This window comes from Tistrella mobilis KA081020-065, from assembly GCF_000264455.2.
GTDB classification, from domain to species: Bacteria; Pseudomonadota; Alphaproteobacteria; order Tistrellales; family Tistrellaceae; genus Tistrella; species Tistrella mobilis.
The window spans coordinates 301,673-320,744 of the sequence record NC_017956.1 but is presented as its reverse complement, the minus strand read 5'-3'; the positions used below and the strand labels follow the sequence as shown (position 1 = coordinate 320,744).

The 19,072-nt window shown below is 67.6% G+C and carries 17 protein-coding genes and 1 tRNA gene; 16 read left to right on the top strand and 2 right to left on the bottom strand.

All coding sequences use genetic code 11. The annotated features are described in order from the left end of the window. Positions 1–42: 42 nt before the first annotated feature. A complete protein-coding gene (locus tag TMO_RS01540) occupies positions 43–657 on the bottom strand; it encodes a pyridoxamine 5'-phosphate oxidase family protein (RefSeq protein WP_014743818.1) in 615 nt (204 codons plus the stop codon). Between the two features lie 144 nt (positions 658–801). On the opposite strand from TMO_RS01540, the gene TMO_RS01535 reads away from it, so the two are divergent. The 14 genes from TMO_RS01535 to TMO_RS01470 all read left to right on the top strand — a co-directional run bounded on the left by TMO_RS01535 (position 802) and on the right by TMO_RS01470 (position 15,574). Beyond that, positions 802–1,782, top strand: coding sequence for an NAD(P)-dependent oxidoreductase (locus TMO_RS01535; RefSeq protein WP_014743817.1), 981 nt, complete (start codon positions 802–804; stop codon positions 1,780–1,782). Positions 1,783–2,020: 238 nt separating this feature from the next. After that, the gene (locus TMO_RS01530) at positions 2,021–3,160 is read left to right on the top strand and encodes a P1 family peptidase (protein ID WP_014743816.1); all 1,140 of its coding nucleotides are present in this window, start codon (positions 2,021–2,023) and stop codon (positions 3,158–3,160) included. A gap of 6 nt (positions 3,161–3,166) precedes the next feature. After that, positions 3,167–4,657, top strand: coding sequence for an ABC transporter substrate-binding protein (locus TMO_RS01525; RefSeq protein ID WP_014743815.1), 1,491 nt, complete (start codon positions 3,167–3,169; stop codon positions 4,655–4,657). Positions 4,658–4,769: 112 nt separating this feature from the next. Continuing rightward, a complete protein-coding gene (locus tag TMO_RS01520; protein WP_014743814.1) occupies positions 4,770–5,726 on the top strand; it encodes an ABC transporter permease in 957 nt (318 codons plus the stop codon). Positions 5,727–5,742: 16 nt separating this feature from the next. Further along, complete coding sequence (locus TMO_RS01515; RefSeq protein ID WP_014743813.1) at positions 5,743–6,621, top strand: ABC transporter permease; 879 nt, start codon at positions 5,743–5,745, stop codon at positions 6,619–6,621. A gap of 71 nt (positions 6,622–6,692) precedes the next feature. Beyond that, positions 6,693–7,730, top strand: coding sequence for an ABC transporter ATP-binding protein (locus TMO_RS01510; protein WP_014743812.1), 1,038 nt, complete (start codon positions 6,693–6,695; stop codon positions 7,728–7,730). After that, positions 7,727–8,755: an ABC transporter ATP-binding protein gene (locus TMO_RS01505; RefSeq protein WP_014743811.1), complete on the top strand. Its 1,029-nt coding sequence runs from the start codon at positions 7,727–7,729 to the stop codon at positions 8,753–8,755. The genes TMO_RS01510 and TMO_RS01505 overlap by 4 nt, the downstream gene beginning before the upstream one ends. Before the next feature lie 134 nt (positions 8,756–8,889). After that, a tRNA-Arg gene (locus TMO_RS01500) sits at positions 8,890–8,966 on the top strand. 364 nt (positions 8,967–9,330) lie between these two features. Further along, positions 9,331–10,671, top strand: a complete 1,341-nt coding sequence (locus tag TMO_RS01495; RefSeq protein ID WP_041604780.1) for a glutamine synthetase family protein — start codon at positions 9,331–9,333, stop codon at positions 10,669–10,671. 244 nt (positions 10,672–10,915) lie between these two features. Next, positions 10,916–12,055: a polyamine ABC transporter substrate-binding protein gene (locus tag TMO_RS01490; RefSeq protein ID WP_014743809.1), complete on the top strand. Its 1,140-nt coding sequence runs from the start codon at positions 10,916–10,918 to the stop codon at positions 12,053–12,055. A gap of 154 nt (positions 12,056–12,209) precedes the next feature. Next, positions 12,210–13,367 carry an ABC transporter ATP-binding protein gene (locus TMO_RS01485; protein WP_041605254.1) on the top strand — a complete coding sequence of 386 codons (1,158 nt, stop codon included), beginning with the start codon at positions 12,210–12,212 and terminating at the stop codon, positions 13,365–13,367. 67 nt (positions 13,368–13,434) lie between these two features. Beyond that, positions 13,435–14,373, top strand: a complete 939-nt coding sequence (locus TMO_RS01480; protein WP_014743807.1) for an ABC transporter permease subunit — start codon at positions 13,435–13,437, stop codon at positions 14,371–14,373. An 18-nt stretch (positions 14,374–14,391) separates the two neighbouring features. After that, on the top strand, positions 14,392–15,213 hold the full coding sequence (locus tag TMO_RS01475; protein WP_014743806.1) for an ABC transporter permease subunit: 822 nt from the start codon (positions 14,392–14,394) through the stop codon (positions 15,211–15,213). 145 nt (positions 15,214–15,358) lie between these two features. Next, positions 15,359–15,574, top strand: a complete 216-nt coding sequence (locus tag TMO_RS01470; protein WP_041604779.1) for a hypothetical protein — start codon at positions 15,359–15,361, stop codon at positions 15,572–15,574. Positions 15,575–15,685: 111 nt separating this feature from the next. Here TMO_RS01470 and TMO_RS01465 read toward each other — a convergent pair whose 3' ends face one another. Continuing rightward, a complete protein-coding gene (locus TMO_RS01465) occupies positions 15,686–16,534 on the bottom strand; it encodes an enoyl-CoA hydratase-related protein (RefSeq protein WP_014743805.1) in 849 nt (282 codons plus the stop codon). Between the two features lie 247 nt (positions 16,535–16,781). Between TMO_RS01465 and TMO_RS01460 the strand changes: the two genes are divergently transcribed. Both TMO_RS01460 and TMO_RS01455 read left to right on the top strand, forming a co-directional pair. Further along, positions 16,782–17,822, top strand: coding sequence for a phosphotransferase family protein (locus TMO_RS01460; protein ID WP_041604778.1), 1,041 nt, complete (start codon positions 16,782–16,784; stop codon positions 17,820–17,822). 81 nt (positions 17,823–17,903) lie between these two features. Next, the gene (locus TMO_RS01455) at positions 17,904–18,998 is read left to right on the top strand and encodes a TRAP transporter substrate-binding protein (protein ID WP_145978047.1); all 1,095 of its coding nucleotides are present in this window, start codon (positions 17,904–17,906) and stop codon (positions 18,996–18,998) included. Positions 18,999–19,072: the final 74 nt, after the last annotated feature.

The window sequence follows — 19,072 nt, the reverse complement described above, 5'->3', positions numbered from 1 at the left end:
GGAAAAATCGATCCCGTCCCCTGCCCGTCGGCCCCGGCCGGATCAATAGAGGGTGCGCGGCAGGCGAGTGACGGCCTCAGAATCGTAGCTGGCGGCGTCGAAATCCTGACGGGCCGCCTTCAGCATCTGCCCGGCGGTGGGCAGGGTTTCAGTGACCGGCCATGTTTCGGGGGTCCACAACCCGGACCTGATGAGCGCCCGCGCGCACTGGAAATAGACCGTGTCGATGGCGACCAGGATCACGGTGCGGGGCACGTGTCCGTCGACCGCAAAACTCTCGCACAGCGCCGGATCGGTCGAGATGCAGGCCCGGCCATTGATCCGCAGCGCCTCGCCCTTGCCGGGGATCAGGAACATCAGGGCGACACGGGGATCGCGGACGATGTTGCGCAGGCTGTCGATCCGGTTGTTGCCGCGCCGATCCGGGATGGCCAGCGTCCGGTCGTCCAGCACCCGCACGAAGCCGGCCGGGTCGCCGCGCGGCGAACAGTCGAGCCCCTCGGCCGCGACGGTGGCGAGGGCGAAGAACGGGGCCGCCTCGACGAAGGCGCGATAGGGCGCGGTCAACCCTGAGACTTCCTTGATCAGCGACGCCTCCACCGGGGTACCATAAAGTTCATCGAGTTCGGCTTCGGTGGTCACGACATGCCCGGTCATCGCATCCTCGGTTTCTGTCAGGGACGGCCGCCATCCGGGCCAGCGGATGAAGCCGTCGTTGAGCCCGGGGCCGAGCTTATACCATCATGCGGTGATCCGTCGCCCCGCGACATGTCACGCCCCCCTCCCTGCCGGAGCCAGCCGATGACCAGCGCCCCCGACCGCTTTGCCCCGCCCTCCCCGTCAGGAGACGGGACCGCCGATCACCCGCGACTGGATGGCCGGCGGATCGCCATGCTCGGTCTCGGACTGATGGGGCGGCCGATGGCGATCAATCTGGCGCGAGCAGGCGCCGATCTCAGTGTCTGGAACCGCAGCCCGGCCGCGGCGGATGAGGTCTCGGCAGCAACCGGTGCCCGTGCCGCCGCAAGCCCGGCCGAGGCGGCCGCCGGCGCCGACATCGCCATTATCTGCGTCACCGACACCGCGGCGGTCGAAGCCGTGCTGTTCGGCGCCGACGGCATCACGGCGGCCCATCCCGCACCGCGGGTGGTGATCGACATGGGCACCACCGACCCGCTGGCGACGCCCGATATCGGCCGCCGCCTGGCCGAAGGTTGCGGCGCCAGCCTGATCGATGCCCCGGTTTCCGGCGGCACCCGCGGCGCCGAAGCGGCGACGCTCTCGATCATGGCCGGCGGGGAAGATGCGGCCTTCGAGGCGGCCCTGCCGGTACTGCAGGTGCTGGGCAGCCGGATCACCCGCATCGGCGGCCCTGGCGCAGGCCAGGTCGCCAAGGCCGCGAACCAGGTGGTGGTCGGCGTGGTGATCCAGGCGGTGGCCGAAGCCCTGGCACTGGCCGAGGCAGCCGGCGTCGATCCGGCCCGGGTGCGCGAGGCGATGATCGGCGGCTTCGCCGACGGCACCATTCTGCGTCAGCACGGCGAACGCATGGTCGCGGGCAATCTGGTCCCGGGCGGCAAGTGCCGCATCCATCTGAAGGACATGGTGCAGGCCACCCGGCTGGGGGATGCCAATGGCCTGACCATGCCGGCCTCGACCCTGGTTCGCGATGCCTTCGCCCGGCTGGTCGAACAGGGCCGCGGCGAGCTTGATCACAGTGCCCTGCACCTGCTGCTCACCGATACGTTCCGCGCCTCTGGCGATGATGTCGCGGCACGATAGGCCACCAGAAATCCTCAAGACAATATCAGAAACGAAACATCCACGAGAAGAAACAAGATCAAATCTTTCCAAAGAGTTGACCGGGAAAAAATGTATCGCTAGGCTTCCCGACTTGATGAAGGGGGGAAACAATCGGACGAAGCCTGCCGACAGGCGGGCTTCACATGTCGGGACTTGCCATCGCCGCCGGTCCCGAAACCGTTCCGCCCTCTCGATTTTCAGGAGCGCTTCCCGAAACATGACCCAGTTCCGCCCCGGTCCGCTGAACGCGATCACCGACGTCCCCGGCATCAAGGTCGGACAGGCGCATGACGACCGGCTGTGGAGCGGCGTCACCGTGATCGTGCCGGACGAGCCGATGCTGGCGGCAGTGGATGTGCGCGGCGGCGGCCCCGGCACCCGCGAAACCGATGCCCTCAATTCGGCATCGATGGTGCAGAAGGTGCATGCGGTCGTCCTCTCGGGTGGGTCGGCCTACGGGCTGGATGCCGCCTCGGCGGTGATGTCGCGGCTGGCGGCCGAGGGGCGGGGCGTGAAGATCGGCGATGCGATCATCCCGATCGTGCCGTCGGCCATCCTGTTCGACCTGGTCAATGGCGGCGACAAGAACTGGGGTGCGGAGCCGCCCTATCGGGCGCTGGCCGGCCAGGCGATGGATGCGCTTGGCACGACCGTCGCCGAGGGTAATGCCGGTGCCGGTTACGGCGCCAAGGCGGGCGCCTACAAGGGTGGCCTCGGTACCGCATCGATCGTGACGGCCGAAGGCCACACGGTGGGGGCGCTGGTCGCCTGCAATGCGTTCGGCACCCCCGTCATCCCGGGCACGCCCTGCTTCTGGGCCTGGCCCCATGAGATCGACGACGAATTCGGCGGGCAGCCGCTGCATCAGCTGGCCAAGCCCTCCACCCACGACTTCACCTTCACCCCAGGGCGCCCAGGCGTGCCGGGAGAGGTGCTGGACACCACGGCTGCCGGGGAGAGGGCGGCCGGGGTGACGAAGATGCCGGCGGATCTGGACGGCGGCGACCCCGTCGCAGCCACCGCCGGCGGTAACACCACAATCGGCATCGTCGCCATCGATGCGGATCTGACCCGCGGAGAGGCGGAGCGCATCGCGATCATGGCCCAGGATGGCTATGCCCGCGCGGTGCGCCCGATGCACACGCCGTTCGACGGTGATACGATCTTCGTCCTCGCCACCGGCAAGCGACCGCTTGCAAATCCGGTGGTGGACGTCGCGCGGCTCGGCATGCACGCGGCCGACTGCGTCGCCCGTGCCCTGACCCGCGGCGTCTATGCGGCCGAGACGCTGGGACGCTATCCCGGCTATCGGTCCGTTCACGGGCATCGGCTCAATCGGGCCGCGCAGGGAGGCTGAAAAAACATGGGCACCATCAAGCCGTGGCTCGCCGCGGCGCTTCTTGGCACGGCGGTCGCCTTCGGGCCGGCCGCGGCCTTCGCCGCGAAAGACACCTTCTCGATCGGTGCGGTGCTGGAACCGCCGCATCTCGATCCGACCGCGGGTGCCGCGGCGGCGATCGACGAGGTCGTCTTCATCAACGTCTTCGAGGGTCTGGTCCGTCTGGACGAGGGCGGCCACATCCAGCCGCTGCTGGCCGAAAGCTGGACCATCTCGGATGACGGCCTGACCTATACCTTCAAGCTGCGCCAGGGCGTCAAATTCCACGACGGCACGAGCTTCGATTCGGCCGACGTGAAGTTCAGCTTCGAGCGGGCGATGGCGCCGAACAGCGTCAACGCGCAGAAGAGCCTGTTCGCGCCGATCACCGCGATCGAGACGCCGGATGCCTCGACGGTCGTGCTCAAGCTGTCGAAGCCGGCCGGTCAGATGCTGTTCAACCTGACCTGGGGCGACGCCGCGATCGTGGCACCCGAGAGTGCCGGCGAAGCCGAGAAGACCCGGCCGGTCGGCACCGGCCCGTTCAAGTTCAAGCAGTGGGTCAAGGGCGACCGGGTCGAACTGGTCCGCAATGACGATTACTGGGGCGACAAGGTCGCGCTGAAGGAAGCCACCATCAAGTTCATCGCCGATCCGGCCGCCGCGCTGCAGGCGATCCTGGCGGGCGACCTCGATGCCTTCTCGAACTTCCCGGCGCCCGAGAACCTGCCCCAGCTGGAGGCCGACCCGCGCTTCAAGGTCGCGATCGGCACCACCGAAGGCGAGACCATCCTGGCGATGAACAACGGCGTCAAGCCGTTCAACGACATCCGCGTGCGTCGCGCGGTGTCTCATGCCATCGACCGCCAGGCCGTGATCGACGGCCAGTTCGGCTATGGCACGCCGATCGGCAGCCACTTCTCGCCGAGCGCGCCGGGCTATGTCGACCTGACCGACCGCTACCCTTACGATCCGGCGAAGGCCAAGGCGCTGCTCACCGAAGCCGGCTATCCGGACGGCTTCAAGACCGCGCTGATGCTGCCGCCCCCGGGCTATGCCCGCCGCGGCGGCGAGATCATTGCGGCCATGCTGGCCGAGGTCGGCATCAAGGCCGAAATCGTACCGCTGGAATGGGCGCAGTGGCTGGACCAGGTGTTCAAGAACAAGGCTTACGGGATGACGATCGTCTCCCACACCGAGCCGATGGACATCGGGATCTATGCCCGCGACAACTACTACTTCAACTACAAGAATCCCGCGTTCAACGAGCTGATGGCAAAGCTCGACACGACCACCGACCAGGATGAGCGCATCAAACTCTATGGCGATGCGCAGCGGATGCTGGCAGAGGATGCGGTCAACGCCTTCCTGTTCGAGCTGCCGCAGTACGGCGTGTGGAACGCCAAGGTCGAAGGCCTGTGGACCAACCGTCCCTTCCAGGTCAACGACCTGACCAAGGTGCACTGGACCGAGTGACCGGTCTTCGCCCTGCGGCCGGACTGATCCGGCCGCAGGGCGGCCAGCACCGCCTGCCCGACGGCACCATCACTTCCAGACCGACACTTCCACCCGAGGACGCGCCGGCTCCATGGCCCTGTTCCTGTTCCGACGGCTGATCACACTGATGCTGACCCTGCTGGTCGCGGCAACGGTCGTGTTCGTCGTGCTCGAAATCCTGCCGGGCGATCCGGCCTCGGTCATGCTCGGCCTGAATGCCGAGCCCGACACGGTGGCGGCGCTGCGCGCACAGCTCGGGCTGGACCAGCCGCTCACCGACCGCTTCTTCGGCTGGCTGGGCGGCATGATCGTGGGCGATTTCGGCCGCTCCTATACCTATAGCGTGCCGGTGACCGAGCTGCTGGCCGATCGCGTCGCGATCACCGTGCCGCTCGCCCTGTTCGCGATCACGCTCTCCACCCTGATCGCCATCCCGCTCGGCGTGTTTGCCGCCCGCAACCACAATAAGCTGGGCGATGTGGGCGTGATGGGCTTCTCGCAGATCGGCGTGGCCGTGCCGAACTTCTGGTTCGCCCTGCTGCTGATCATCCTGTTCGCGGTCAATCTGGGCTGGACGCCCGCCGGCGGGTTCCCCGGCTGGGATGCCGGTATCGGTCCGGCGCTGGTCGCGCTGCTGCTGCCCGCCATCGCCCTCGCCCTGCCCCAGGCAGCCATCCTTGCGCGCATCACCCGGTCGTCGGTGCTGGAAGTGCTGCGCGAGGATTATGTGCGCACCGCCCGCGCCAAGGGGCTGGACCGGCGCGCGGCGCTCTGGCGCCATGCCGTGCCCAATGCGCTCATCCCCGTGGTCACCATTCTCGGCCTGCAGATTTCGTCGCTGCTCGCTGGCACGATCATCATCGAGAACGTCTTCGCCCTGCCGGGCGTCGGCCGGCTGATCTTTCAGGCGATCGCCCAGCGCGACCTGATCACGGTCAAGAGCCTGGTGGTGGTCATTGCCGCCGTGGTGGTGTTCGTGAACTTCCTGGTCGACCTGTCCTATGCCGCCCTCGACCCGCGTCTCCGGCGCGGCGGCGACATGCTCTGAGCCGGTGGAGGATCCCATGAGCCAGACCACCACCGTCACCATCCGCCGCCCCTCGGCCTCAGCCGAGATCTTCCGCCGGGCGCTGGCCAGCCGGAACTTCGTCGTGGGCGGCGTGATCACCCTGCTCTTCCTCGGCATCGCGGCGACCTCGCTGTTCTGGACGCCGCTCGATCCGACCAAGATGAATGTCCGCGCCCGTCTGCAGGCGCCGTCGGCGGCCAATCTCTTCGGCACCGACCAGTTCGGCCGCGACATCCTGTCGATGATCATGACCGGGGCGCAGAACTCGATCCTGGTCGGCGTGGTGGCGGTCGGCATCGGCCTGACCATCGGCACCGCGCTCGGCTGCCTCGCCGCCGCCCGGCGCGGCTGGATCGAAGAGCTGGTGATGCGCTTCAGCGACTTCGCCTTCGCCTTCCCGGCCCTGCTTTCCGCGGTGATGATCACCGCCCTGCTCGGCCCCGGCGCGGTGAACTCGATCCTGGCGATCGGCATCTTCAACGTGCCGGTCTTCGCCCGCATCACCCGTGGTGCCGCCCTCGCCGTCTGGTCGCGCGAATACGTCATGGCCGCGCGGCTCGCCGGCAAGGGGCCGGTGCGGATCACGCTGCACCATGTGCTGCCCAACATCCTGTCGATCATCATCGTGCAGGCGACCATCCAGTTCGCCCTCGCGATCCTGGCGGAAGCCGGCCTCAGCTATCTGGGCCTCGGCACCCAGCCGCCCACCCCCAGCTGGGGCCGGATGCTGAACGAGGCGCAGACCTTCATCTACATGGCGCCGCAGCTGGCGATCATCCCGGGTCTCGCCATCGTCTTCACCGTGCTTGGCCTGAACCTGCTGGGCGATGGTCTGCGCGACGTGCTCGACCCCAAGCTCCGGCGGGCCCGCTGATGCCAGGCTTCCGGTTCGCCACCCCCGCCCATCCGTCCAACCCCGCCCGTGCCTGAAGGACCGCCAGCCCCATGACCGCAACCGACGAGCCTCTGCTCTCGATCGCAGATCTCCGGGTGACGCTGCCCACGCCCGACGGCCCGGCGCCGATTCTGCGCGGCGTCAGCTTCGACGTCGCCGCCGGCCAGATGCTGGGCCTGGTGGGCGAAAGCGGCTCGGGCAAATCCATGACCGCGCTCGCCATCATGGGCCTGCTGCCCGACAAGGCGATGGTCGAAGGATCGATCCGGCTGGCCGGCGAGGAACTGACCCGGCTGTCGGAGCCCGAGCTCTGCAAGCGCCGCGGCCGCAACATGGCCATGATCTTCCAGGAGCCGATGACCGCGCTCAACCCGGTCAAGACCATCGGCCAGCAGGTCTCGGAAGGCATGCGCCTGCATCTCGGCATCGGCCGGGCCGAAGCCGACGGCCGCGCCCGGCGGCTGCTGGAACGGGTGGGGCTGAATGCGAAGCGCTTCCCGCTCGACCTCTACCCCCACCAGCTTTCGGGCGGGCAGCGCCAGCGCGTCATGATCGCGGCAGCCCTTGCCTGCGAGCCCAAGCTGCTGATCGCCGACGAGCCGACCACCGCGCTCGACGTCACCATCCAGGCCCAGATTCTGGATCTAGTGGTGGAGCTGGTCGAAGAGATGCGCATGGGGCTGGTGCTGATCACCCATGACCTGGGCGTCATCGCCGAGACGGTCGACAAGACCGCAGTGATGTATGCGGGCGCGATCGTCGAGGCCGCACCGACCGAGCCGCTCTTCGCGCAGATGGGCCATCCCTATACCCACGGCCTGTTCGCCGCCATTCCCCATGCCCACGGGCTGGAACATGCGGCCGATGGCGACGGTCCGGCCCATACCCGGCCGCGGCTGGCGACCATTCCCGGCACGGTGCCCGATCCGCGGCGCCTGCCGCCCGGCTGCGCCTTCGCCGGCCGCTGCCCGCGGTCGGATGCCGCCTGTGCCGGCGACATCCCCTGGGTGCCGCTTGCCCCCGATCACGGCGTCGCCTGCGTCCACCCGGTGGCCAAGGGTGAGCATATTCCGGAGTTCGCCGCATGATCGCCGCAGAGACTGCCTCCCGGCCCGCAGCCGATGCCGCCCGGACGCCCCTGCTGCGCATTCAGGGGCTGGTGCGCGAATACCGCCTGCCGCGCGAGCGGCTGACCCAGGCGCCGCCGGTGCTGCGGGCGCTTGACGGTGTCGATCTTGAGATGGCGCCGGGCGAAAGCGTCGGCATCGTGGGCGAGTCGGGCTGCGGCAAGTCGACCCTGGCCCGCACCGTGGTGGCGCTGGAAGCCCCGAGCGCCGGCAAGGTCTGGTTCGACGGCGACGACCTGTTCACGCTGAAAGGCCGCGACCTGCTGAAGCGGCGCCGCGACCTGCAGATGGTGTTCCAGGATCCCTATGGCTCGCTGGATCCGCGCCACAAGGTGGAGCGGATCATCGCCGAGCCGATGGAGGGGCTGCATGTCGGCACCCGGGGCGAGCGCGCCGGCCGGGTTGCCGAGGCGCTGGCCCAGGTGGGCCTGCGCCCGACCGATGCCGACCGCTACCCGCATGAGTTCTCGGGCGGCCAGCGCCAGCGCATCGCCATCGCCCGGGCCCTGATCACCCGGCCGAAGCTGATCGTGGCCGACGAGGCGGTCTCCGCACTCGACGTCTCGGTACAGTCGCAGGTGCTGAACCTGATGATGGACCTGCAGGCGGCCGTCGGCATGGGCTATCTGTTCATCAGCCATGATCTGGGCGTGGTCGGCCATGTCACCGACCGGGTGGCGGTGATGTATCTCGGCCGGATCGTCGAGACCGGGGCTACCGCCGAGATCTTCCGCGCGCCGGCCCACCCCTACACGCAGATGCTGCTGGGGGCGGTGCCGGTGCCCGATCCCGCCCGCAGCCGCAGGCGGCGCGCCCGCCAGACGGCGGATCAGGGTCCCGCTCTGCAGCCCCAGGCGGCCGGCCAGTCGAAGCCGGCCTGCGCCTTCATGCCCCGCTGCGCCCGCGCCACGGCCCGCTGCGGCACGGAACGCCCGGAGCTGAAGCCCGTGGCCGGGGGGCGCCTGGCCGCCTGTCATCACGTCTGACGCCGGCATGGCGGGGGGTTCAAGAAATCGCCACATTTCGCTTGCATTCCCCGCCGCCCCGCCTTAAGTTCCGCCCGTCCCGACGAGGTGGCCCGGACGATGCTCCGAACACCACCGAAGATGAGGACGGATACGCACCGGTAGCTCAGTTGGATAGAGCATCAGACTACGAATCTGGGGGTCGGGAGTTCGAATCTTCCCCGGTGCGCCATTCAGGGGACCAGCCGAGCAGGCTGGTCCCCTGTTTCTTTTGGGGCACCGGCTTTGCGGGCCCCTTGCCAGCCCGATCGCGGCCGGCTTATCCTTGACGGGTAACGTGTCGGTCCGCCAGGCCCACCGTCCGGACGCCCGGTCCAGTTCTTCTTCAGGTTTTTCCGGCCGCCCGGCCCCCTTACGCGCCCACCGCACCCGGCGGACAGGCCCCTCGCATCCACGTCCTCCCCGACGGCCGGTCCGATCCGGCTGCCCTTCGGCGGGAGCACGGTATGCGGCCGGATGACGGCGCCTTCGTGGGGAGGCGGGCGGCGCCGGTTGCATGGCACCGGATGCGGGGTTCTCTCAGCTTCGGGTGGTTCATGGACAGCCTTGCGGACTGGCTCAAAGCCAACGCGATCACCGAAATCGAATGCCTGGTGCCGGATCTGAGCGGGGTGGCCCGCGGCAAGATCCTGCCCGCCGACAAATTCGTCCGCAGCCTGACGAGCCACGGGCTCCGGCTGCCGGAACCGGTCTTCACCCAGACGGTCACCGGGGAATACCCCGACGAGGACATCACCGACGAGGCGATGCCCGATGTCTGGATGAAGCCCGACGAGAACTCCATCCGCAAGGTTCCCTGGTATGTCGACGCCACCGCCCAGGTGCTGTGCGACTGCTATTATCTCGACGGCCGCCCCTGCGACATCGCCCCACGCTACGTGCTGCGCCGGGTGCTTCAGCGCTTCGCCGACAAGGGCTGGGCCCCGGTGGTGGCGCCGGAGCTGGAATTCTTCCTGGTCAAGATCAACCACGACCCCGACTACCCGCTGGAGCCGCCGGTCGGCCGCAGCGGCCGGCCCGAGACCGGGCGCCAGGCCTTCGGTATCGATGCCGTCAACGAGTTCGATCCCCTGTTCGAAGAGATGTACGACTTCTGTGAAGCGCAGGAGATCGACATCGACACCCTGACCCACGAGGCGGGTGCCGCACAGATGGAGATCAACTTCAACCACGGCAACCCGCTGGAGCTGGCCGACCAGACCTTCCTGTTCAAGCGCACCGTCCGCGAGGCGGCGATCCGGCACAAGGTCTATGCGACCTTCATGGCGAAGCCCATGCAGCGCGAGCCGGGCAGCGCCATGCACATCCATCAGTCGCTGACCGATGTCGAAACCGGGCGGAACCTGTTCGTCGGTGAAGGCGGAGCCAGTTCGGAACTGCTCTACGGCTTCATTGCCGGCCTGCAGAAATACCTGCCGGCGGTGATGCCGCTGATCGCGCCCAATGTGAACAGCTACCGTCGGCTGATCCGCCATTCCGATGCGCCGATCAATGTCGACTGGGGCTACGAGAACCGGACCTGCGGCCTGCGCGTGCCGCATTCAGAGCCCGATGCCCGGCGGATCGAAAACCGGGTGCCGGGTGCTGATGCCAATCCCTATCTCGCCATCGCCGCCAGCCTGGCCTGCGGCTATCTGGGCATGATGGAGGGGCTGACGCCCACCGAACCGCTGCGCGGATCGGCCTATGTCCGTGCCCATGGCCTGCCCCGCCACCTGCCCGATGCGCTGTCGCAGCTGGCAGATTGCGATCCGCTGGTCGAGCTTCTGGGCGAACGCTTCGTGAAGGTGCTGATCGCCGTCAAGGAGGCCGAATACGACGCCTATTCCAGCGTGATCTCCTCGTGGGAACGGGAGTGCCTGCTGCTCAACGTCTGATCGTTCGTCATTGCAAGACGAATTTTTTCGGAAAACGTGACGAGCGGCGTCCCTCTTCCCCCGGCCGCGGTTGACCGCGGCGGGCGCCTTGTCGAAAAATGCCGGTCGGAGCGCGGTGTCCCGCCGTGCTCCGGCTCGCCCCGAAGTGCAGGCGGCGGCGGTCGTTCACGACGGCCCGCGGTCTGCCGTTGCGGAACCGAGCGCGGACAGACGCCCGCGCATGATAAGGATGAGGCGCCGCCCGATGACCAACCGACGCACCCGTCGCCCGACCACCGGATCTGCGGCCGTCACCGGCCTTGCCGCCGGTATCGCGCTTCTCGCCCTGGGCAGTGCCCAGGCCGCCGAAGAGAAGGTCCTGAACGTCTATAACTGGTCGGACTACGTGGCCGAGGATACGGTCCCGAATTTCGAGCAGCAGAGCGGCATCAAGGTCAATTACGACGTCTATGACACCCAGGACGTGCTGGAGTCGAAGCTGCTCGCCGGCCGTTCCGGTTACGACGTCGTGGGCCCGACGCTCGCGCCCTATGCGGCACGCCAGCTGAAGTCGGGGATCTATCAGAAGCTCGACAAGTCGAAGATTCCGAATTTCGGCAATCTCGACCCGAAGCTGATGGCGCGGGTGGCCAAATACGATCCGGGCAACGAGCATCTGGTGCCCTATATGTGGGGCACGACCGGCATCGGCTACAACGTCAAGATGGTCAAGGAACGGCTGGGCGAGAACGCTCCGCTCGACAGCTGGCGGCTGATCTTCGACCCGGAAGTGGTCTCGAAGCTGGCCGATTGCGGCGTCTCGGTGATGGACAGCCCGGACGAGACCTTCCCGGCCATGCTCAACTATCTCGGCCTCGATCCCGACGGTCATAAGGTCGAGGATGTGGACAAGGTGGCCGAGGCCTACATGAAGATCCGGCCTCATATCCGCAAATTCCACAACAGCCAGTACATCAACGACCTGGCCAATGGCGAGGTCTGCGTGGCCATGGGGTATTCGGGCGACATCCTTCAGGCACGCGACCGCGCCCAGGAAGCCGATAACGGCAACGAGATCGTCTATGTGATCCCGAGCGAGGGCGCCCAGCTCTGGTTCGACATGCTGGCGATCCCGGCCGATGCGCCGCACCCCGAGAACGCCCACACCTTCATCAACTACATCCTCGAGCCCAAGGTGACGGCGGCGATTTCGGACTATGTCGCCTATGCCAACGCCAATGCCAAGGCGACCCCGCTGGTCTCGGAAGACGTGCGCAACGACCCCGGGATCTATCCCTCGGAAGAGACGATGAACCGGCTGTGGGTGGTGACCCCGCACGACCTGAAATACGAGCGGGCCCGCACCCGCGCCTGGACCCGGATCCGCAGCGGCAGCGAAGGCTGAGCTTTCATGATCGATCGGGGCGGTCGTCTTGTCCGACAGGGTCGAGGCGGTCGCCCCGTTCGCGTTCCGGCAGTGACGGCCCGGCCCGGACATGGGGATGTCGGTCCGGGTCGGGCAGATCCCGCAGCTTGCGGAGGGAATGTTCCCGATGACCATGGAACAGCGCGAGCGGGCCACGCGCCCCGCCCGGCCGGCCCCGTCCCAGCCCTGGGCGGATGACGATGCCGTGCCCTATGTGCGGATCGTCGGCGTCACCAAACGCTTCGGCGATTTCGTCGCGGTCGACGACCTGTCGCTCGACATCTATCGCGGCGAGTTCTTCTCGCTGCTCGGCGGCTCCGGCTGCGGCAAGACCACGCTGCTGCGCATGCTGGCCGGTTTCGAAACGCCGACCGCGGGACAGATCCTGATCGACGGCGTCGACGTCGCCCAGGTGCCGCCCTATCAGCGGCCGGTGAACATGATGTTCCAGTCCTACGCCCTGTTCCCCCACATGACCGTGGAGCAGAACGTGGCGTTCGGGCTGAAGCAGGAAGGGCTGCCCAAGGCGGAGATCCGCGAGCGGGTGGCCGACGTCCTGACGCTGGTCCAGATGCAGGACTTCATGCGCCGCAAGCCCGACCAGCTGTCGGGCGGCCAGCGCCAGCGGGTGGCCCTGGCGCGCAGCCTGGTCAAGCGGCCGAAGCTGCTGCTGCTCGACGAGCCTCTGGGCGCGCTCGACAAGAAGCTCAGGGAACGCACCCAGCTGGAGCTGGTCAATATTCAGGAATCGGTCGGCGTCACCTTCGTCATGGTCACCCACGACCAGGAAGAAGCGATGACGATGTCGAGCCGGATCGGCGTGATGCGCTCGGGCCGGATCGACCAGATCGGCACCCCCAACGAGATCTACGAGTACCCGACCAGCCGTTTCGTCGCCGACTTCATCGGCTCGGTCACGATGTTCGAAGGCTACATCGCCGAAGAACACTCCGACGGCGCGGTGATCGACAGCGAGGAGACCGGCGGCCGGATTCAGGTCGCACACGGGGTGTCTGCGACCGAGAACCAGACGCTCTGGGTGGCCATCCGCCCCGAGAAGGTCCGGCTCAGCCTGACCGCCCCCACCGATACGCCCAATGTGTACAAGGGCGTGGTGCAGGACATCGTCTATCTGGGCGATGTGTCGACCTATCACGTGCGCCTGGCGAGCGGGAAGATGGTGCTGGCCACCACCCACAACATGCTGCGCCTGGCCGAGCCCGAGATCTCGTGGGATGACGAGGTCTACATCTCCTGGCATCCCGGCAATGCCGTGGTGCTGATGGCCTGACGGCCGCCCCTGCCCGGGGCGCACCGCCCGTCTCCTTGCTTCTTCCCGAGCCGAAGGGACCGACCGGATGGCCGATCTCGAAACGCCCGCAGCAACGCCCGATGCCGGCCGTCGCCTGCGCCTGCCGATGCCCGGCAAGGGCATCGTGGTGGCGATGCCCTATGTCTGGCTGCTCGCCTTCTTCCTGCTGCCCTTCGTCATCATCCTGAAGATCAGCCTCGCCGAGGCGATCATCGGCCAGCCGCCCTACACGCCGCTGCTGGAATGGGTCGACGATCTGGCGCTGACCATCACGGTCAATCTCGGCAACTACGCCTATCTGCTCGACGATCCGCTCTATATCCACGCCTATCTGAACAGCGCGGAACTGGCGGCGGTCTCGACCATCGTTTCGCTGCTGCTCGGCTATCCGCTGGCCTATGCGATCGCCCGCAGCGACCAGAAGATCCGACCGCTGCTGCTGCTGCTGATCGTGCTGCCGTTCTGGACCTCGTTCCTGATCCGGGTCTATGCCTGGATCGGACTGCTGCAGAGCAACGGCCTGATCAACAACGCCCTGATGTGGGCGGGCGTGATCAGCGAGCCGCTGCCGCTGATCAACAACAACTTCGCTGTGGTGATCGGCATCGTCTACAGCTACCTGCCCTTCATGGTGCTGCCGCTTTATGCCACGCTCGAAAAGATGGACCTCAGCCTTCTGGAAGCGGCGGCGGATCTGGGATGCCGGCCGGTGAAGGCGTTTTTCGCCATCACCCTGCCGCTTTCCATGCCGGGCGTGATCGCCGGCGCCATGCTGGTCTTCATCCCGGCGATGGGCGAGTTCGTCATCCCCGACCTGCTGGGCGGGCCGGACACGGTGATGATCGGCCGGGTGCTGTGGAACGAATTCTTCCAGAACCGCGACTGGCCGGTGGCCTCCGCGGTCGCCATCGCCATGCTGCTGCTGCTGGTGGTGCCGATCATGATCTTCCAGAACGTACAGGCGCGCGGCGCCGGGCGCGGGTAAGGGGAGCGACAGAGCATCATGGCCACCCGTTTTCCCTGGTTCCGCCTCACCTCGCTTCTGGTCGGCTTCCTGTTTCTCTATGTGCCGATCCTGCTGCTGATCGTCTATTCCTTCAACGAGTCGCGCCTGGTCACCGTCTGGGCCGGGTTCTCGCCCAAATGGTATGGCGAGCTGCTGCGTGACGATGCCATCCTGAACGCGGCCTGGGTCAGCTTCCGGATCGCCGCCATCTCCGCCACGCTGGCCCTGATCCTGGGGACGATGGCCGCCGTGGCGCTGGTGCGCTTCGGCCGGTTCCGGGGCCGGACCCTGTTCTCGGGCATGATCAGCGCGCCGCTGGTGATGCCCGAGGTGATCACCGGCCTGTCGCTGCTGCTGCTGTTCGTGACGCTCGAACAGATGATCGGCTGGCCGGCGGGCCGCGGGGTGATGACCATCATCATCGCCCATGTCACCTTCTCCACCGCCTATGTCGCGGTCATCGTCCAGTCACGGCTGGCGAGCTTCGACATCAGCCTGGAAGAGGCGGCGCTGGATCTGGGCGCCCATCCGGCCAAGGTGTTCTTCGTGATCACCCTGCCGATCATCGCCCCAGCACTGGTGGCGGGCTGGCTTTTGTCCTTCACCCTGTCGCTCGATGATCTGGTGATCGCAAGCTTCGTCTCAGGCCCTGCCTCCAGCACCCTGCCGATGGTCATCTTCTCGAGCGTGCGCCTGGGCGTCAGCCCCAAGATCAATGCCCTTGCCACCATCCTGGTGGTGCTGGTGACGATCGCTGTGATCGTCGCCGCACGGATGATGCGCAAATCGGGCGGTCTGGCGCAGTCGGCCCAGAATTAAGGGGGCCAGGGGAAGACGATCGAGGGCTGTGGGGCGCGCAGGGCAGCCGCGCGCCAGGGGCTGGCGGAATCTTGCCGGCCCCCTCTGCACAAGCGGGCGTTTGTGCGCTATCTTCCTCTCATCGTCAACCACCAAAAGGTGTCTCGTGCGTCTTGCACATTTGTTTGCCCTGCCCGGCGGGTTCGAAGGCCGCGCGCTGATGGCGCAGCCGCTTCCCCGGTCCGAGTCGGTCGAGAGCCGTCTGCGGGGCAACGCCATGGGATCGCGCAACATGCGGCCGGTGAACCGGCTGCTCGGTCCCGCCACCCTGGGAGCCACTGCCTCGTCCTGGACGCGGCGCCGGCGCACCAGCGAGGTCTGATCGTCGCGTCTGCGACGCTCGGTAGGCAAAGGGGGCTGCCCGGGAAGGGGGGGCCCCCTTTTCGATTTCAGGGTTCAGTTTCAGGTCTTCAGTTTCAGAACCTACCCTGCCTCAAGCCTTGAGATCGGGCCACCAGGCGGTCATGTAGGGCGCATCGGCCAGCCCGTCGCCGAAGCGCGGTGCCCGGCGCTCCTTGAAGCTGTCGACGCCCTCGCGCACATCGTCGCTCGCCATCCGGGCCGCGACCGCCCGGCTCTCCAGCGCGTGCGCGATCTCAGGATGATCCGCCCCCATCATCCGCCACAGCAACTGGCGGTTCAGCGCCACCGAGACCGGGGCGCAGTTCTCCGCGATGTCCAGCGCCAGCGCCCGTGCCCGCGGCAACAGGTCTTCGGCGGCCAGAAGCTCATGGACCAGCCCACGCGCCAGGGCTTCAGAGGCCGGGAAGGTTCGCCCGGTCAGCATCCAGTCCTGGGCGGTCTGCATGCCCACCAGTCGGGGCAGGAACCAACTGGAACAGCTCTCGGCACAAATGCCCCGCCGGGTAAAGGGAAAGGCGAATTTCGCCGTCGCCGCCGCCAGCCGGATGTCCATCGCCAGGGTGAACGTAGCTCCGAAGCCCGCCGCGGCCCCGTTGATCGCCGCAATCACCGGCTTGCGCATCCGGAACAGCCGCAGCACGGTCACGCCGCCCACATCCGCAGGCACCCCATCCCCCGTCGCCGGATCGCCGCCGGCCGGCAGGCGAAAGCCGTCCGAGATGTCGGTGCCGGCGCAGAAGGCCCGGCCGGTGCCGGTCACGATCACCGCACGCACGGCATCGTCCCGATCCGCTGCATCCAGCGCGGCCTGCAGCTCCAGATGGGTCTCGTTCCGCGCCGCGTTCATCACCTCCGGACGCGCGAAGCTGATCGTCGCGACCGGGCCGTCCACCGCATAGGCGATGTCCTCGAAGACCATGGGCTTCCTCCTTCGGGCCGGATTCTGTGCGGCCTCGATTCGTCTGTTTGTCGGACAATCCGATTGACAGAAGGATATCCCTCCTCCTAGCTATAGTTCAACGACGATGTCGCGCCGGTCAGGCGCAACGCCGCTCCCGACACCTCCCGTCCAGATGGTCCCTCGCTCAGGCCCCTCGAGGCCCGCGATGGAACCGCTCTCGCATGACCGCCGGCATGTCCGGCCGACGTCCGGACCCGTTTCCGCCATGACCTCCAGCACCACGTCCTCTGCCGATATCGACACCCGGGCCCTGGCCGCCTATCTGGCGGCACGGGTCGACGGCGCCGGCCCCGCCGTCAGCCTCACCCGGCTCGGCGGCGGCCAGTCCAACCCGACCTATTTCCTCGACACCGGCAGCCGGCGTCTGGTGCTGCGCAAGCGGCCGGCGGGCACGCTGCTGCCGTCGGCCCATGCGGTCGATCGGGAATACCGGGTGCAGGCCGCGCTGGCCGATACCGGTGTCGCGGTGCCGCGCATGGTCCATTTCTGCGACGATCCTGCCGTCATCGGCACCCAATTCTATGTGATGGAGCGGGTCGACGGCCGCGTGCTGCACGATAACAGCCTGCCCGGCATCCCGATCGGTGAGCGCAGGTCGTATTTCGATGCCCTCGCCCGCATGCTGGCCGCCATCCACGCGGTCGATGTGAATGCAGCCGGCCTTGGCAGTTACGGCCGCAGCGGCGGCTTCGCCGCCCGCCAGATCGCCCGCTGGACCAAGCAGTGGCAGCTCTCGGCCACCGCCGCCGATCCGGCGATGGAGCGGCTGATCGACTGGCTGCCCCGCAATCTGCCCGAGGATGACCGCACCACCCTGGTCCATGGCGATTTCCGCCTGGGCAATGTGATGTTCCACCCGACCGAGCCCCGCATCGTGGCGGTGCTCGACTGGGAGCTGTCGACCCTGGGCCACCCTCTCGCCGATCTCGCCCACAGCTGCATCTACACCTGGATGATGCGGCCGGAAGAATACGGCCGGGGCCTCGCCGGGCTCGACCGCGCAGCGCTGGGCCTGCCCGAGATGGACGCCTTCTGCCGGGCCTATTTCGAAGCCTCGGGCCAGGCCGGCCCGCTCACCCGCTTCCATCTGGTGCTCGCCCTGTTCCGCAATGCGGTGATCTTCGAAGGCATCGCCGCCCGTGCCCGCCAGGGCAATGCGGCATCCGATGACGCCGCCGAAGTCGGCCGGCTGGCGCCGGCCCTGGCTGCAAGGGGTGTGGCCCTCATCGAAGAGGCCACCGCCTGACAGCCGCATCGCCGCCATCCGGCGACCCGACAGATGAAGATCCGGACGCCTGACGATCCGGACGCCAAGGGAGGACTGCCCATGAACCGCTTCGCCGTGACCGCCCTCGCCGGCTGTCTCTCCGTCGCCGCCACCGGTGCCCAGGCCGGCGCCGATCTGATCATGGCGTCATCGCTGCCCCAGGTGCATTTCTGGGTCGGCAAGCACATGGACCTCTTCGCCGACGCGATCGAAGAGCGGAGCCATGGCGACATCGCCTTCACCCGCTTCTACGCCGGTGAACTCACCTCGGTCGGCCGTGAACTCGATGCGCTGCAGGGCGGCGCCATCGACGTGGCGGCCCCCCTGCTCGCCCCCTATCACGAGGGCGCCTTCCCGCTCTCCGACGTCACCCAGCTGCCGACGGTCGGCACCAGCTCCGTCACCCAGACCAAGGCCTTCCTGGCGCTGATGGACAGCAAGACCGAACTGGTCGACGGCAAGACCTTCTACGACTACGAAATCGCCGCCAAAGGCATCCATGCCTGGCCGGTCGGCACCACGGCGGCCTATGCGATCAGCTTCGCCAACAAGACGCCCAAATCGGCCGCAGACCTGAAGGGCATGCCGCTCCGCGCCGGCTCCGCCCTGCACACCATTTTCCTGAGCGAGCTTGGCGCCACGCCCGTCACCATGCCGTCTTCGGCCTCCTATGAAGCGCTGTCGCGCGGCACGGTCGAAGGCACCATCCTGTCGATCGGCGACTGGCGGTCCTATTCGCTGCAGGATGTGCTGACCTATACCGTCACCGGCGTCGCCGTCGGCCATTGGGGCAGCTATCTCGCCATCTCGGACACCGGCTGGACCGGGCTTTCCGCCGATGAGCAGAAGCTCTGGGCCGATACGGCGCGCGAGATCGCGCTGCGCAATGCCGAGCTGATCGAGGCGCAGGACACCGAAGTGCGCGAAGCGGCCGCCGCCAAGGGGTCGACTTTCGCCGATCTCTCGACCATCGCCCCCGATCTCAAGGCCGCCATCGAAACCGCCTCGACCGCGACCTGGCGGCGCTGGGTGGAGCAGACCGAGGCCGCCGGCCATCCGGGCCTCGCCACCGCCCGCCTCTGGGCGAAGCTGGTTCAGGACCAGGGCGGCAAGCTGCCCGAGGGCGTGGCCGCCTATCTCGAAAAGGGGGCCTGATCCGCTGGCCGGCCGGACCCGCTAGCGGGCCCGGCCCTCCCCCTCCCCTCTCCCGCCGGCAACACCGGCGGGCC